At 63.7% G+C, this 15,083-nt stretch carries 13 protein-coding genes and 1 pseudogene; 4 read left to right on the top strand and 10 right to left on the bottom strand.

Going from position 1 to position 15,083, the window contains the following annotated elements; all coding sequences use genetic code 11:
- Positions 1 to 762, bottom strand: a pseudogene (locus ACKOED_RS01630) (IS630 family transposase); the annotation flags it as partial.
- Positions 763 to 813: 51 nt separating this feature from the next.
- Between ACKOED_RS01630 and ACKOED_RS01625 the strand changes: the two are divergent.
- The gene (locus ACKOED_RS01625) at positions 814 to 1,212 is read left to right on the top strand and encodes a hypothetical protein (RefSeq protein ID WP_408914828.1); all 399 of its coding nucleotides are present in this window, start codon (positions 814 to 816) and stop codon (positions 1,210 to 1,212) included.
- Positions 1,213 to 1,237: 25 nt separating this feature from the next.
- Here ACKOED_RS01625 and ACKOED_RS01620 read toward each other — a convergent pair whose 3' ends face one another.
- Positions 1,238 to 2,095 carry a phytanoyl-CoA dioxygenase family protein gene (locus tag ACKOED_RS01620; RefSeq protein WP_408914827.1) on the bottom strand — a complete coding sequence of 286 codons (858 nt, stop codon included), beginning with the start codon at positions 2,093 to 2,095 and terminating at the stop codon, positions 1,238 to 1,240.
- 110 nt (positions 2,096 to 2,205) lie between these two features.
- On the opposite strand from ACKOED_RS01620, the gene ACKOED_RS01615 reads away from it, so the two are divergent.
- On the top strand, positions 2,206 to 3,099 hold the full coding sequence (locus ACKOED_RS01615; protein WP_408914826.1) for a LysR substrate-binding domain-containing protein: 894 nt from the start codon (positions 2,206 to 2,208) through the stop codon (positions 3,097 to 3,099).
- A gap of 129 nt (positions 3,100 to 3,228) precedes the next feature.
- On the opposite strand, the gene ACKOED_RS01610 is transcribed toward ACKOED_RS01615, so the two are convergent.
- Complete coding sequence (locus ACKOED_RS01610) at positions 3,229 to 4,281, bottom strand: AI-2E family transporter (RefSeq protein ID WP_408914825.1); 1,053 nt, start codon at positions 4,279 to 4,281, stop codon at positions 3,229 to 3,231.
- A 73-nt stretch (positions 4,282 to 4,354) separates the two neighbouring features.
- Between ACKOED_RS01610 and ACKOED_RS01605 the strand changes: the two genes are divergently transcribed.
- Positions 4,355 to 6,106 carry a metallophosphoesterase family protein gene (locus ACKOED_RS01605; protein ID WP_408914824.1) on the top strand — a complete coding sequence of 584 codons (1,752 nt, stop codon included), beginning with the start codon at positions 4,355 to 4,357 and terminating at the stop codon, positions 6,104 to 6,106.
- A gap of 8 nt (positions 6,107 to 6,114) precedes the next feature.
- Here ACKOED_RS01605 and ACKOED_RS01600 read toward each other — a convergent pair whose 3' ends face one another.
- From ACKOED_RS01600 to tkt, 7 genes are all read right to left on the bottom strand, one after another.
- On the bottom strand, positions 6,115 to 6,897 hold the full coding sequence (locus ACKOED_RS01600) for an ATP-binding cassette domain-containing protein (protein ID WP_408914823.1): 783 nt from the start codon (positions 6,895 to 6,897) through the stop codon (positions 6,115 to 6,117).
- Entirely contained in the window at positions 6,897 to 7,985 is a 1,089-nt protein-coding gene (locus ACKOED_RS01595) for an ABC transporter permease (RefSeq protein ID WP_408914822.1), read from the bottom strand. Before ACKOED_RS01595 ends, ACKOED_RS01600 begins: the two co-directional genes overlap by 1 nt.
- Before the next feature lie 119 nt (positions 7,986 to 8,104).
- On the bottom strand, positions 8,105 to 9,130 hold the full coding sequence (locus ACKOED_RS01590; RefSeq protein ID WP_408914821.1) for a sugar ABC transporter substrate-binding protein: 1,026 nt from the start codon (positions 9,128 to 9,130) through the stop codon (positions 8,105 to 8,107).
- Positions 9,131 to 9,306: 176 nt separating this feature from the next.
- Complete coding sequence (gene aroE, locus ACKOED_RS01585; protein ID WP_408914820.1) at positions 9,307 to 10,158, bottom strand: shikimate dehydrogenase; 852 nt, start codon at positions 10,156 to 10,158, stop codon at positions 9,307 to 9,309.
- 26 nt (positions 10,159 to 10,184) lie between these two features.
- A complete protein-coding gene (locus ACKOED_RS01580; protein ID WP_408914819.1) occupies positions 10,185 to 11,204 on the bottom strand; it encodes a carbohydrate kinase family protein in 1,020 nt (339 codons plus the stop codon).
- A 2-nt stretch (positions 11,205 to 11,206) separates the two neighbouring features.
- A complete protein-coding gene (locus ACKOED_RS01575; RefSeq protein WP_408914818.1) occupies positions 11,207 to 12,229 on the bottom strand; it encodes a hypothetical protein in 1,023 nt (340 codons plus the stop codon).
- A gap of 98 nt (positions 12,230 to 12,327) precedes the next feature.
- Positions 12,328 to 14,331 carry a transketolase gene (gene tkt / locus ACKOED_RS01570; RefSeq protein ID WP_408914817.1) on the bottom strand — a complete coding sequence of 668 codons (2,004 nt, stop codon included), beginning with the start codon at positions 14,329 to 14,331 and terminating at the stop codon, positions 12,328 to 12,330.
- 87 nt (positions 14,332 to 14,418) lie between these two features.
- Between tkt and ACKOED_RS01565 the strand changes: the two genes are divergently transcribed.
- On the top strand, positions 14,419 to 14,892 hold the full coding sequence (locus tag ACKOED_RS01565; RefSeq protein ID WP_408914816.1) for a thermonuclease family protein: 474 nt from the start codon (positions 14,419 to 14,421) through the stop codon (positions 14,890 to 14,892).
- Positions 14,893 to 15,083 lie beyond the last annotated feature (191 nt).

Here is a 15,083-nt window from a genome sequence, read left to right as displayed (position 1 = left end):
CATCGTAGCCTGCTGCGGCGAAGCAGTTTTGGCATTCCCGAGGCTTGAAGACTGGCAGCATGTCACCGATGGCGCTCCGGAGGCCTTCGGCGGTGCGCTGTGCCGCCTTGCGCAGGAGTGCCCTGAGCTTTGCGAAGGCCTCACGGTTGATAGGGCCGTCGAGCACGAAGGGCGCGATGAAACCTCGCGGGGTCAGCGCACCGATGAAGGTTGTCGTTGTCCAATGGCCATGGGGCACGCCAACCCTGCGCCGCTCGCCTCTCGCGCGCCGGCCGTGGCGGCGCGCCATATTGGTGGACGCCCAGGTCTCGTCGATGAACACGAGGCGCTCTGGCGCCAGATCGGGTTGCCCCTCGAACCAGTCCCTGCGGCGCCTCGGAATGCCGGGACGGTCCTGCTCGGCGGCATGGGCTGTCTTTTTTTGCGCGTGATGCCGTGACGTGCGAAGAACCGCTGAATGGTTCCGAAGCCAAAGGCGAGGCCCTGACGGGCCAGCGCATGACGCACCTCCTCGATGGTGGCGTCCTGGGCAGGACCAAGCGCCGCCAGAACGGCATCATGGTGCGCTTCGATGCGGCCTGACCGGCGATCGCCACCCAGGGCTTTGGGGCGAGGTTCGCCTTCTTCCCGTTTTCTCGCCCGCCACCGGCTGACGCTCGCCGGGCTGACCCCAAAGCGTTCGCCAGCTTCGCGATGTGTTGCCCCGGCCTCCACGGCGGCCAGGACCCGGACCCTGAGATCGAGTGACAGCGCTTTCGACATGCCTGCCGATGTTGCCGATGCGCCCAGGACAGGCGGCACGGCGCAGCCACGATGACAAGCGCCACGGAAATCCGGGCCTTCCCCAGCGAAATCAAAGCCAATGCGCCCGATGATCTCGTTGTCCATCTGGTGACGGGCAACCATGCGACCCACAAGACACGGCTGATCCGTAACTGGCTGGCCAGGAGGCCGCGCTGGCATGTGTGCCTCACGCCCGCCAGCGCATCATGGCTCAACCAGGCGGCACGTTTCTTCGCCTTCATCACCGAAAGGAATATCAGGCGCGGCATTCACGAAAGCGTGGCCGCGCGCAAGGCGGACAACGCAGCCTTCATCAACGCCCGCAACGCGAAACCAAGGCCGTTCAGCTGGATCAACTCAGCAGACCAAAGCCTAGCCTCGATCGCGAGGTTCTGTCCAAGAACCCCAGTTCATGAGACCACGAATTGATCGCCCGGATTTCTGGTTGAGGACACTAGGCTGACCCGCCGGCGATGTATGAATCGAGCCATGGCGTGCGGTAGCCGTCTTCACGCCACAGCACCGGGAAGAAGCTCTCGTCCATCTCCGTCGTTCCCGCCTTCCTGTAGCGCGAATAGATGTAGCTGATGTTTTCCGGGTGGAAGCTGGCCGCCGCTGAAATGCAATGGGCGATCACCGAGCGGCGGGGATTGGCGCCCTTGTTGTCGCGCGAGCCGTGCCAGGTCTGGCCGTGGTGGATGACGCAGCTGCCCGCCGGAATCTCGATCGGCACGATGTCGGGGTCCTTGACGCCCGCCGCCGCCGCCGCCGGGTAGAGGTCGGCCAGCGGGTCGTCTGGCGCGTGGAACTGCTTGATCGGCGGCGCCACCGGCCATTTGTGCGAGCCGCGCACATATTCGATGGTGCCCTGATAGGCCCTGGTATCGTCCAGCGTGATCCAGCAGGTGTTCATCTCGCCGGGGATCAGCCACTTGTTGTAGGAATCGTCCTGGTGAAAGCCGAGCGGCTTGGTGCCGGGTGGCTTCCAGATCACATTGTCCTGGCCGATGCGCGCGCCGGGCCAGCGCCTGAGCCTGGCGCAGGCCTCGCCCACGTCGCTGTCGAGCACGATTGACGCGATGGTGCGGTCGGATTTCCAGCCATTGCAGATCTGGCGCGTCAGGTCGTCCCGGTCGCGGCCTTTGCGCCAGTTCCACTCGTCGGGATAGAGGCCGGTCTCGAACTGCCCCGAAAACATCGGCTCGAAGCGCGCCCGCGCGGCCTCCACCTGCGCCGGCGTCAGAATCCCATGGATGATGACGAAGCCGTCCCGGTCATATTGGTCGATGTGGTCCTGGGTCAGTCTGATCATGGCGCCGGCAACCTCCGTTCCGGGCCAATGGCGCGCCAATCGCCGCCAATTGTCAAGCCACCCACGTTTCTCTTGAGAGCAAGGTCCCGGAAAAGTTATGGACTGGCCCCATGAAAGCCCTTCCGCCGCTCAACTTCGTCCGCTCCTTCGAATCGGCCGCCCGCCATTTGAGCTTCACCGAGGCGGCGCGCGAGCTGGGCTATACCCAGGCGGCGATCAGCGGCCATATCCGGGCGCTGGAGCAATGGATCGGCCAGGACCTGTTCCACCGTGAAACCCGGGGCATCCGCCTCACCGAGGTGGGCGAGGCCTTCCTGCCCACGCTCCGCCAGGCGCTGAAGCAGATCGACAATGCGGCGCGCGCCGTGATGACCTCGCGGCTCAACGAGGCGGTGGTGGTCTCGTGCCCGGCGAGCCTCGCGCAGTCCTGGCTCGCCGATTGCCTCACCATGTTTTCGCGCCAGCATCCCGGCATCATCGTCACGGTGCATGGCACGATCTGGGAGGATTTGAGCGAGCGGCTGTCAGACATCACCATTTCGCACTGCCGGGTGGGCGAGGCGCCGCCGGGCGCGGTGCAGTTGTGGGAGGACCGGCTCATGCTGGTCTGCGCTCCTGGTCATTTCAAGGTGCCCGGCAAGCAACAGCTGGCGGCAGCACTTGCCAATGCGCGGGCGATCCGGCTCCTGGGCCGCGAGGATTACTGGCAGTGCATGCTGGACGCGCTAGGCTTCAGCGAGACCCGGCTTCACATGCCGGTGGCCGTCAACATGATGCACATGGCGCTTGAATATGCGGCGCGCGGGGCCGGCATCACCGTTGCACCGCGGGCGCTTGCCAGCCCGTATCTGGAGCGGAAGCAGCTCGTTGAACCGCTGCAGACGCGGCCGCTGTCGCCCTGGGCTTACTATCTGCTGGAAAGCCGCCACGCGAAAAGCCGAAGCGTCGGCACCGTCCGGCGCTGGATTCTGCAACAGGCCGAACGCCTGCAGCGGGTGGATTGAGCGCGGCAGTAAAGCAAACCATGGGCAACTGCCCTTAACAGAGGGATGTAAACCGGCTGGAAGCTGATGCAGGCGCCAAGCCGGCTCTTTCAATGGCCTCATGCCCTGGCAATAGCTCTGTTCAATGCCTCATTCCTTACCGCCCGACAGCATGACCGTGAACCAGCGCATCGACGGCAGCTGGCGGCAGACGGTCATTACGGCGATGAGGATCGGCACACCAATAAAGGCGCCCGTGAGCCCCCACAGCAGGCTCCACAGGAACACTACCAGCATCACGGCAAAAGGCGACAGCGAAAGTGTGGACCCGGTGATCACCGGCTCAAGATAGCTGCCGATGATGAACTGGATGACGGTGAGGCAGCCCAGGACCACAAGCGCGATCTGGAAGGATTCGAATTGGAGAAGCGCGAAAACCGCTGGCAGCAGCGTCGCCACCAGTGAGCCGATGAAGGGAATGTAGTTCAGGGTAAAGGCAATGGCCGCCCAGGCGGCTGGAAACTCGAGCCCCACCATGTAGGCGACAAACCACACCACTGCGCCCGTCACCGCGCTGACAATGGAGCGGACCATCATGTATTTTCCGAAATTCGCCGCCGTCTCACGGCCTGCCGCAACGATGTCGATGCCCCCGAAGCGGCTTCCGGCGCGCTCCAGCCGCTTGGTCAGATTCTCAACCTCGAGGAGGCCCAGAACGGCGAATGCGAAGACCAGGGCCGCAAAGCCAAGAATACCATTGAGGCGCGCCAGCGTGGTCTGAACGATCCTTATGAACCAGGACATGTTGAAGGTCTCGGCCAACGGGCCGGCAACACCGAAGCCGTGCAGTTCCAGCCAGTTGATGGCAACCTCATAAATGCCCTGCAGGCGCCCCCCATTGCGGACCAGCCACTGGCCCACCACGCTCATGCCCCATACGAACAGCATCAGCAGGACGCCCACGCAGAGTAGCGTGACGAGAACCGTGATCAATATCGCCAGCATGCGCGGCATGCGGGTCTGGAGATAGGCCTGCAGCGGCCAGACGACCATGACGATGAAAATGGCGAAGGCGGCGGGGGCGAATACCATCTCGCCCCAGGCAAGCGCCGCCATGGCCATTATTGTGATGCCGACGAGCAGGAGACCGCTTATGGTTGAAAGCCCGGTTTCCGGGCCACTGCCCTGGGACGTACCGTTCATGGAAACCCGCCTCGGTGGTTGAAACGATGGACGCGTTCATGTTGAGAATAGATTTCGCCGCTTGGCAAGCCGCATGACACCTCTGCTCGATCCGCGCAACGGCGACATCGAGGATGACGCCTCGAGCACCAAGCAGCGGTCGCTGCTGTCACTCGGCGGCAGCCTGCTGGCAGAAATCGGGCTTGGCAAGCTGGTGGTTGCCTGGGTTATGCTGATTGCCCTGCCCGGCCTCGCTCTCGGTTTCCTGCCGCTCCTCGCATCGTTGTGGATCGGCAAGTTCTCTACCCAGGCGCAACTGCTGCTCACCGGACTTGGCTCCCTCATCACGCTCGCAATTCTCGCCGCCGCCATCTGGTTTGGCGGGCGCCCGGCGATGCGGGCGATGGAGGCGAGTTTCTGGTCGCTACAGGGGATCGGCATACAGCCTGGCTACGTCGTCGGCCGTGAGGCGCTGCGGCACCTCGCCGAGCGCATCTTCAAGCCGGGCAGCGATTCGGCGGAGCTTCGACGCATCAGGTCTCTATGTTCGCTGCTGTCGGCCGTGATCCTCAGCCTGTTTGCGGCGTGGATTGCCACCCTTGCCTGGCCCTACACGCGCTGGACATCGAGCCTCGCCGAGTTCGCCGCACCCCTGCAACTGCTCGGTCCCGTGATTGCCAATGCCGTGGCAATCCTTGCTATCTATTTCAGCGTGGCCTCGCTCCTCTGGGGCATCGCCGATGCAAGCATGGCCGCACCTGTCGATCTTCGCAATTTCGCCACGGTGGACAGCGGCGCGCGGCGCTGGCGCATCGCGCATCTCTCCGACATTCACGTGGTGGCGGGCCCTTATGGTTTCCGCATCGAGAGCGGCCGCGCGGGGCCCCGCGGCAATCAGCGCCTGGAGCAGGTCTGGGCCCGTCTTGCCACAATCCACGAGCGTGACCCGATCGACCTCATACTCATTTCGGGCGATCTGACGGACGCCGGCTTATCAACCGAGTGGGCTGCCTTCTTCGACACACTGGCGCCCTACCCGCAGCTGGTAGAACGGATCGTTGGGCTTCCCGGCAATCATGATCTCAACGTTGTCGATCGCGCAAATCCGGCGCGGCTTGAATTACCCACGAGCCCGCTGAAGCGGCTGCGCCAGCTCCGCATGCTGTCGGCGCTTGATGCTCTGCAGGGAACGCGCACGCAGGTCCTTGATCCGGCAACCGGCAAGCTCGGTCCGTCACTGAAGCGCTACCTCGAACCACACCACCTGGACATTGCCGCCTTTGCCGACATGGGCTCCTTCAAGCTTTCGCTCCGACTCGCTGATATCGCCGACCTTGCGTTTCCGATGATCGTTCCGCCCACCAGCGAAGAGGGGCTCGGCCTGATGATCCTGAATTCCAACGCCGACACCCATTTCTCCTTCACCAATGCGCTCGGCATGATGTCGCTCGCCCAGTCACGGGCCGTCGAGTCCGTGGCCGCGCATTATCCTCGCGCCGGATGGATCATCGCCTTGCATCACCATGTCGTTGAATATCCAAAGCCCGCAACAGCGCTGTCCGAGCGCATCGGCACGGCGCTGATCAACGGCAGCTATGTGGTCCGCCGCCTGCAGAAGCTGGGCGGCCGCGCCATTCTCATGCATGGCCACCGCCACATCGAGTGGATCGGTACGGCGGGCGGGCTCATCATCGTGTCAGCCCCGTCACCGGTGATGGACGCGACCGATACCGACACCACGCATTTCTTTATTCATACCGTTGCCACCGCCGGAAATGGCACCATCGCGCTACTGACGCCGGAGAAGGTCACGCTGCCAGGCGCCGGCACCACATCGGCCACATAAAACCAAACTCAGGCAGCCAGCAGTTCCGCAGGCGGGGTCTTTGCACCCGTCATGAACGCCACCGCGTCAGACATCGTGAAATCCTTCGGGCTGATGGTGCAAAGCCGCTTGCCCAGGCGGTGGATGTGGATCCGGTCCGCCACCTCGAAGACATGCGGCATGTTGTGCGAGATGAGCACGATCGGCAAACCGCGCCGCTTCACGTCGAGGATGAGTTCCAGAACCCGCCGCGACTCCTTGACGCCCAGCGCCGCGGTCGGCTCGTCCATGATCAGCACTTTGGTGCCGAACGCGGCGGCACGGGCCACCGCGACGCCCTGGCGCTGTCCGCCCGACAGCGTTTCCACCGCCTGGCCGATGTTCTGGATTGTCATGAGGCCGAGTTCGGAGAGCTTCTCGCGGGCCCGCTTTTCCATGGTGCGGCGGTCCAACATGCGGAAAATGCTGCCCAGCGGGCCTGGCATGCGCATCTCGCGGCCAAGAAACATGTTGTCCGAGATCGACAGGGCAGGCGACAGCGCGAGGTTCTGGTAGACCGTCTCGATGCCCGCGAGGCGCGCATCCATCGGCGTCTTGAAATGCAGCGTCTGACCGTCGAGCCTGATCTCGCCCTCGTCGGGAATGACGGCGCCGCAGATCGCCTTGATCAGCGTCGACTTGCCGGCGCCATTGTCGCCGATCACACCCAGCACTTCGTTGCGGTAGAGATCGAAATCGGCATTGTCGAGAGCGGTCACGCGGCCATAACGCTTGACAAGACCGCGCGCAGTGAGAATGGGAGCCTCGCTCATCAGCCTGCAACCTTTCTGATCCACTGGTCGACGGTGACGGCGCCGATGATCAGCACGCCGATCAAAAGATAGGTCCACTGCGCGTCAGCGCCATAGAGGCGCAGGCCCAGCGAGAAGACGCCAACGATCAATGCGCCGAAAATCATGCCGAGGATCGAACCGCGGCCGCCGAAAAGGGAGATGCCGCCAATCACGACGGCGGTGATCGATTCGATGTTTGCGAATTCACCGGACGTCGGCGAAACCGACCCAATTCTGCCAATCAGGACCCAACCCGCGATCCCGCAGATCAGTCCGGCGAGGCCGTAGACCGTCAGAAGCATACGCTTGACGGGGACCCCCGCGAGTTCGGCGGCGTCGGGATCGTCGCCCACCGCATAGACCCGCCGGCCCCAGGCCGTGAAATTCAGCATGTACCAGAGAACGAGCACCAGCAGCACCATGAAGACGACGCCATAAGTGAAGACCGCTCCCCCGAAGCCTATCTGAAGGCCCAGAACGTCGAATCCCTTGATCTGTGTACCGAAGAATTGCAGCAGCGGAGCTTCTGCTTCGATGTCCTGAGTGCGGATCGTTTCGTTGCGCGAATAGATGTATTTGATCGCGTTGAAAACCTGCCATGTGCCGAGCGTAACGATGAACGGCGGCAATTTCTGATAGGCGATGAGCCAGCCATTGATGAGACCGCACAGAGTTCCGCAGGCGAGGCCGCACAGAATCGAAATCTCCACGGGGATGCCGTAGCGGAACGTGAATTGTCCCATCACCACAGACGACAGCACCATTGTGGCGCCGACCGAGAGATCGATGCCCGCGGTGAGGATCACGAGCGTCTGCGCGGCGCCGACAATGCCGACGATGGCGACTTGCTGCAAGATCAGCGTCAGGGTGAATGGATTGAGAAACTTGCCCCCGACCAGAATTCCGAAGACCACGACCGAAATGATGAGAACGATCAGCGGCACCGCCGCCGGGCTGGTGTGCAGGAACTGCTGGAAGCGCCGCAAGGCGGAGTCATTTCCGTGGAAATGCGCAACTCCCGAGTCGCTCTGATCAAGCACGTTCTCGAAATTCCGCGCTTCCGCCATTGGCTTCATCCCTCCCGCGGCCGCCCTTCAGGCCTCCGCTTTTGTCTTGCCTATGAGGAGGGCGGCCACAGGGACCGCCCTCTCGTTTCATGTCAAATGGGTCCATCGAAATGCCGGGATCAACCCCAGCAGAGTTCGAGGCCCTTTTTGGTGTCGATCGAGGGAACGCCGTCCACCGGATTGTCAGTGATCAGCTGAACGCCGGTATCGAAGAAGTTCTTTCCTTCGGTCGCCTTCGGCTTCTCTCCGGTCTCGGCGAACTTCTTGATCGCCTCGACGCCCATGGAGGCCATCAGCAGCGGGTACTGCTGCGAGGTGCCGCCGATGATGCCGGCCGCCACGTCCTTGACGCCCGGACAGCCGCCGTCAACCGACATGATCAGCACCTGGCCATCTTTGCCGACGGCCTTGAGCGCCTCATAGGCGCCGGCCGCGGCGGGCTCGTTGATGGTGTGGATCACATTGATGTCAGGGTTGATCTGGAGCAGATTCTCCATGGCCTTGCGGCCGCCTTCCGGGTTGCCGTTTGTATAGTCGTGGCCGACAATGCGCGGATCGTCCTCGTCGCCGATCACGTTCGCGTCCTTGATGTCGATGCCGAAGCCCTTCATAAAGCCCTGGTTGCGCAGCACGTCGACCGTGACCTGCTTGGGATTGATGTTCAGGAAGCCAATCTTGGCATCCTTGGCGGCCTCGCCAAGCTTGGCCTTGGCGTAGGCGCCGATCAGGAAGCCAGCCTGGAAATTGTCCGTCGCCATGGTCTGGTCTGCGGCGTCGATGGGCTCGAGCGGCGTGTCGAGGGCGATCACCAGAATGCCTGCGTCCCGCGCCTTCTTGATCGAGGGCACAATAGCCTTGGTGTCGGAAGGCGTGATCAGGATGCCCTTTACGCCGTCGGCGATGCAGGTCTCGATCGCCGCAACCTGGCCTTCATTGTCGCCGTCGTCCTTGCCGGCATAAGCCTTGAGTTCGATACCGAGTTCAGCGGCTTTGGCGGTGGCGCCTTCGCGCATCTTGACGAAGAACGGATTGGTCTCGGTCTTGGTGATCAGGCAAGCGCCGACGCCGGCGGCCTGGGACGGCGCTGCGCCGAACACGGCGATCGCGGCGGCGCCGAGAAGAGCGGCTTTGAATACGGATTTCACGTGGGTCCTCCCTGGGAAAAAACGTGCCCGAACTCGAGCACGCTGAATGAGCATATTTTTGTTGCGGCGCACCAAGGAAAATCTCTCCTTGGGAGCCGGAAACATAGCGCCCCAAAATCGCGGGCTTGTCAATGAATGAGTTGCGGCGCGCCGTTTCGGTACAAGAGCCCGGCCAGTCAGGCCTTGAAGAGATTCTCCAGGGCGCGGCGCATCACGCCCGCGTCGGCATCGATACCGGTCCAGTACTTGATGCCGATTACCCCTTGATTCACAACCATTCCAAGGCCGTCGAGCGTGATACAGCCGCGCGCCTCGGCGTCGCGGATCAGCGGTGAGCGCGGGGGATTGGTAATGACATCGGCCACCACGAGGCCCGGCCTGAGGCACGCCGCATCGAGGTTGATGCGGCCTTCGATGTCCGGGTAGAGCCCGATCGAGGTGGCATTGACCACGATTTCGGCTTCGTCAGGCAACCGGTAAGCCTCTGTACGACAAACCAATTCGGCGGCGATCTTGGTTTTGGCGTTCAACAGGCCGACCAGCGCCCGGCCGCGGGCCTCGCTGCGGTTGACGATGATGATGCGTTTTGCACCGGCGAATGCCAGCTCGACGCCGATCGCACGCGCGGCGCCGCCCGCGCCGAACATCACCACGGTCTTGTCCTTCGGGTCTGTAACCGTCCGAAGAGATTGAAGAAAACCCTTTCCATCGGTGTTCTCGCCAATGAACGAGTCACCGCGGCGGACGGCGCAATTGACCGCTCCCATGACCGCCGCGGATTCGCCCAGCCCGTCGAGGTGGCCGATCACCGAAACCTTGTGTGGAATCGAGCAGTTAAAGCCAATCCAGCCCATCGCCCGGGCGCCCTTTACGGCATCGCCCAGGCGCTCCGGGGGGACTTCACAGTTGATGTAGCGGATGTCGAGGCCATGGTGGCGGTAGGCAGCCTCGACCATCGCCACCGTGGGGTTCTCGGCGGCCGGCATGGCGAAGGACCCGGTAAGCCTGCTCAGGAAGTTGTGCGCCATATAAACCTCTACAGTTCTAGTAGGAATTAGCCGCGCCAGCCCCAGCTTTCGGCGAGCGCCAGGCAGTCCTGCCAGGGCTCGATGGTGCCGGTGGTGGCGAGTCCGCGCAGCGAGCAGGCGGCGGAGGCGTGGGCGAGCTTGAGGCAGCGCCCCACCTCCCAGCCCTCGTGCCAGCCGAACATCATGCCCGCCGCGAAGGCGTCGCCGGCCCCGTTGGCGCTGGCGATCAGCTGCGCCGGAATCAGGGTAGAGCCTTGCAATACCGGGGTTTTGCCATGCGTCACCGCAATGGCGATCACCGGCGAATGCACCACCACGAGATGCCTCACACCCATGCCGAGCACGATTTGCGCCGCCCGCGTCGCGGCGGCGATGTCGGTCACCCCCTCGCTTGAGGTCGCAAGCCCGGAAATGGCGCCGATCTCGACGTCATTGACCACCAGCGTGTCGAGATGCGGAAGACAGGGCGTCACGATGCGCCGGATCGCATCGGCGCCGACGCTGGCCAGCTCCATGTTGGTTTCGATCCCAGCGGCGCGGGCTTTCCTGAGCACGCTGACCCAGCCATTGGCGTCGCTGCCCCAGGGCTGGTCCATCACCCGGTGCACGCCCGGCAGGCCGAGATGCAGGATGCGGGCCCTGACCGTGCTGAAATCGAAATGATCGGGCGACAGCAGGGCCGAGGTGCCGCGGAAATAGATGTGCGTGCGGCGATGGCTTTGCTCCGAGACGAAGGCGTCGGTGTAGTGCGTGCGGGCCGCCGCCGTCACTTGCATCCGGCTCCGGTCGATCCCGGCTTTGTCAGCGAGATCAAGGAGAAAGCGGCCATCGTCGTCGTCGCCGATGAGCGCGATGGTTTCCAGCGGCATCGCGGGGTCGAGCTGGCGCATGTCGAGCGCGAAATTGCTGCCCGACCCGCCATTGGCGCGTTCCTCGCCCAGATACTCGGCGAGGCCGTCTTCCCTGGGCCAGTGGCTGACGATCTTGTTGAAATCGACGCACCAGGTGCCGCCGGTGACGAAACCCCGCCGGTCGCTCGCCGCCATGATCAGCCCTCTTTCAGAACCTTTTCGGTGATTTCATTGTCGGCTGCCAGGTCACGCAAGGGCTTGAGTCCGCTCTTGGCAAGGCTGGCGTGATAGGCCTTCACCGCCTCGGCGGGCGCGATGTTGCCGCCCGCCACTTCGCGCATGAAGGAGACCATCGCCAGCGGGTCTTCGGCGAGGTTGATCTTGCGGCCGAACAGGGCCACCCGCGCGCCATATTTCTCAGCCTGGTTAAGGAGTTCGAAGCAATCGCGCGTGGTGCCGGCGCCACCGCCCAGCACGCCGACGATGACGCTCGGATCATAGCTCGCCAGCTCATCGAGCGCCTTCGGGCCGTTGAACGGGATCTTGAGGAACTGCGGCCGGTCAGCCTTGGTCACGCCGGCGAGGCAACGCATGATGCAGTCATTGACGTAGAAGGGCTGCTGCTCAGGGTCGATGCCGGTTGCCACATTGGGGTTGAACACTTCGAGGAAGTATTTGAATCCATTGCGCGCGGCGTCCTCGCGGAATTCCGCAAAGGCTTCCAGCGAGGCCACATCGCGATCAAGGTCATTGTTGAAGGTGACGGAATAGAGCCCGAGGTCGGTGCCGGTCACCGGCGTGCTGCCCGCCGTGGCGAGGCCGCCGTGCAACACCCGCGCGAGACTGGCGGACCGGAACGGCCGTGACGGCTGCTTGGCATATTGGGCGCCGCGCATCACCCAGATATCGGTGGTGTCATTGGCCCGGATGGCCGGCTTCACGGCGCTGCCGCGGAACGCGCCCATCTCGTTCAGCGCCTCGAGATTGGAGGCCGAAACCAGCATGATGTCGACCACATTCTGATCGATGATGGCCCTGATATTGTTTAGGAATTCCGTCCTGGTGTAATAGCGTGTCCAGCTCCCGTCCCTGGCGCGCTTCGGCCCGGTCGAGGTCATGCTCGGGCCCATGTCGCCGTCCTTGGCGTCGGCGATGATGAAATCGGCGCGGGTGTATTTTCCGGCGCGGATACGGGCGAGCTTTTCGTCAAGTCTGAACATGTGGGCCTGTCTTTCTGCTGTGCTGGAAGAATTCGGAAATGAGGCTCTACCGTGTAATACCGCGATCACGGCGTGGCAACCGGTTGATCGCGGCGATGTCAGACGCCCGCCAGGCGCCGCACCGCGGCGGTAACCGCTTCCAGGGTCAAGCCAAAATGCCGGAACAGCTCGTCAGGCGGGGCGGAGTGGCCGAAGCCGTCGACGCCGAGCACATCGCCATCGAGCCCGACATATTTGCGCCAGTAATCGGAGACGCCGGCCTCAATGGCGAGGCGCGGCGGGCCAGGCGGCAAGACCTGCTGTTTCCAGGCCGCATCCTGCTGGTCAAAGCTGCGCGTGGACGGCATCGACACGACCCGCACATGGAGCCCCTGCTCTTGCAGCGCCGCTTGCGCGGCCAGCGCCAGATCGACCTCCGAGCCAGTGGCGATCAGGATGGCGGCGAGCCGCCCTTGCTCGGCGCTCAGCACATAGCCGCCGCGCCGAATCTCCAGCAGTTGCACGGGGTTGCGCGATTTCGCCGGCATCGCCTGGCGGCTCAGCGCCAGCACGGTGGGGGTGGTGCGCTGTTCGAGCGCCACGCTCCAGGCCACCGCGGTTTCCACGCCATCGCAGGGCCGCCACAGATCGAGGTTGGGGATCAGCCGCAGCGCGGCCAGATGCTCGGCGGGCTGATGGGTCGGCCCGTCGCCGCCCACTGCAATCGAATCATGGGTCAGCACATAGATGGCGCCGAGCCCCATCAGCGCCGCCATGCGCAGCGCGTTGCGCGCATAATCCGAGAACACCAGATAGGTTCCGGCAAAGGGCCGGAAACCGCCATGGCAGAGCATGCCGTTCATGATGGCGGCCATGCCGAATTCGCGCACGCCATAGCAGACAAAATTGCCGCCGCCTTCCGCGCTCACCGGTTTGGCGGCGGGCCAGACCGCCATGGTGGAGACCGAGAGATCAGCCGATCCGCCAATCAATTCAGGAAGATGCGGGGCAAGCCTGGCGACCGCTTCCTGGCTGGCCTGGCGGCCCGACCACGGCTTGGCCGCCGCCGCCATGGCCTGAACCAGATGCGCGGCGATGGCCGGGAAACCGGCCGGCAGATCGCCCCGCATGCGGCGCTGGAATTCCGCCGCCTCGGCCGGAAACGCCGCCGCATAGGCCGCGAAGCGTCGGGTCCAATCGGCTTGCAATGCTTTTCCGGACTCCGCGGCGGACCATGCGGCGCCGATCCCGGGCGGGATGACGAAGGGCGGATGCGGCCATCCCAGCGCTTCCCGGCTGCGCGCCACTTCCGCCGCACCCAGCGGTGCGCCATGACAGTCCTTGCTGCCAGCCATGGTCGCAGAACCTTTTCCGATCAAAGTCTTGCAACAGATCAGGCTGGGCCGCGCGGCCTCCTGTCTGGCGGCCGCGATGGCGGCGCTGACCGCCGCGATGTCATGGCCATCGACACCCCCGAACACCTGCCAGCCATAGGCTTCGAAGCGGCGCGGCGTGTCATCGGCGAACCAGCCGGAGACCGGGCCGTCGATTGATACTCCATTATCATCATAGAGTATAATCAGCTTGCCGAGACCCAGCGCTCCGGCGAGCGAGCAGACCTCATGCGAAATACCTTCCATGAGGCAGCCATCGCCAACAAAAACATAGGTATAGTGATCGACGATGGCATGGCCGGGGCGATTGAATTCGGTTGCCAGAAGACGTTCCGCGAGGGCCATGCCGACCGCGTTGGCGAGCCCTTGTCCCAGCGGTCCGGTCGTGGTTTCGACCCCCGGCGTGAGGCCATATTCGGGATGCCCCGGCGTGCGGCTGCCGAACCGCCGGGTGCTGCGGAGATCATCGATGCTCACGCCGTAACCGGAAAGATGCAAGAGATTATAGAGCAATAGCGAGCCATGGCCGTTACTGAGCACGAACCGGTCACGGTCCGGCCAGGAGGGATCGGCCGGATTGTGGCGGAGGTGACCATGCCACAGGGCCACCGCAATGTCCGCCATTCCCATCGGCATACCGGGGTGTCCCGCCCCCGCATGCTCAACGGCGTCCATGGCGAGGACGCGCAACGCCGTCGCGAGGTCTTGCGGCGTCACGCCGTTTGCCATGTTGCCAGCCCCTTTGCCGGCGTGGTTGTCATCGCGCCGGACGTCCGTCAGACTAGCGGAATCATGTTGAGAAAAGCATGCGAAAAGTTGCGGTTCGTTGCCATTTTCGGTGCGGTTCTTGTGGTGCCGGTTGCGGCGTCCGGCAACCTGCCGCTGACCGGTACTGCAATCGTTATCGACGGTGACACGCTCGAGATGCGCGGCCAGCGCATCCGGCTCAATGCCATCGACGCGCCGGAGAGCGGCCAGCGTTGCCTCAACCACAACGGGAAGCCCTACCGCTGCGGCCAGAAGGCCGCCTTCGCGCTGGCCGACCGGATCGGCCGCGGCACGGTGCGCTGCGAGCCGATGGGCCGCGACCGCTATGACCGGATCATCGCCACCTGCTTCAAGGATGGCGTCAACCTCAATGGCTGGATGGTGCGGGAAGGCTGGGCGGTTGCATTTCGGAAATATGGAAACGATTACATCGCTGACGAGGATGAGGCCCGCGCAAACCGCCGCGGGCTGTGGGCCGGAACCTTCGACATGCCGTGGGACTGGCGCGCGGCGCGAAGGTGAGGATGGCTTGCTTACAGTAAGTAAGAGCTGTTGTCCGGCGGGCGCAGCGCCACCTTCCGCGATGTGCTTCGCCAGCGGGAAGGGGGAGACCTCTACAAACTCGTCATGCCGCGGCGCGACCGTGGCATCCTCTTCGGCAGCAGCGCTCGTGATGATGGCCGGGTCGAGAGAGGGGCCTCCACAGCCTCGTC

It is taken from the genome of Aestuariivirga sp. (assembly GCF_046093005.1).
Taxonomy (GTDB): Bacteria; Pseudomonadota; Alphaproteobacteria; order Rhizobiales; family Aestuariivirgaceae; genus Aestuariivirga.
The sequence above is the reverse complement of the archived record's forward strand: the minus strand, read 5'-3'. Positions and strand labels throughout refer to the sequence as shown.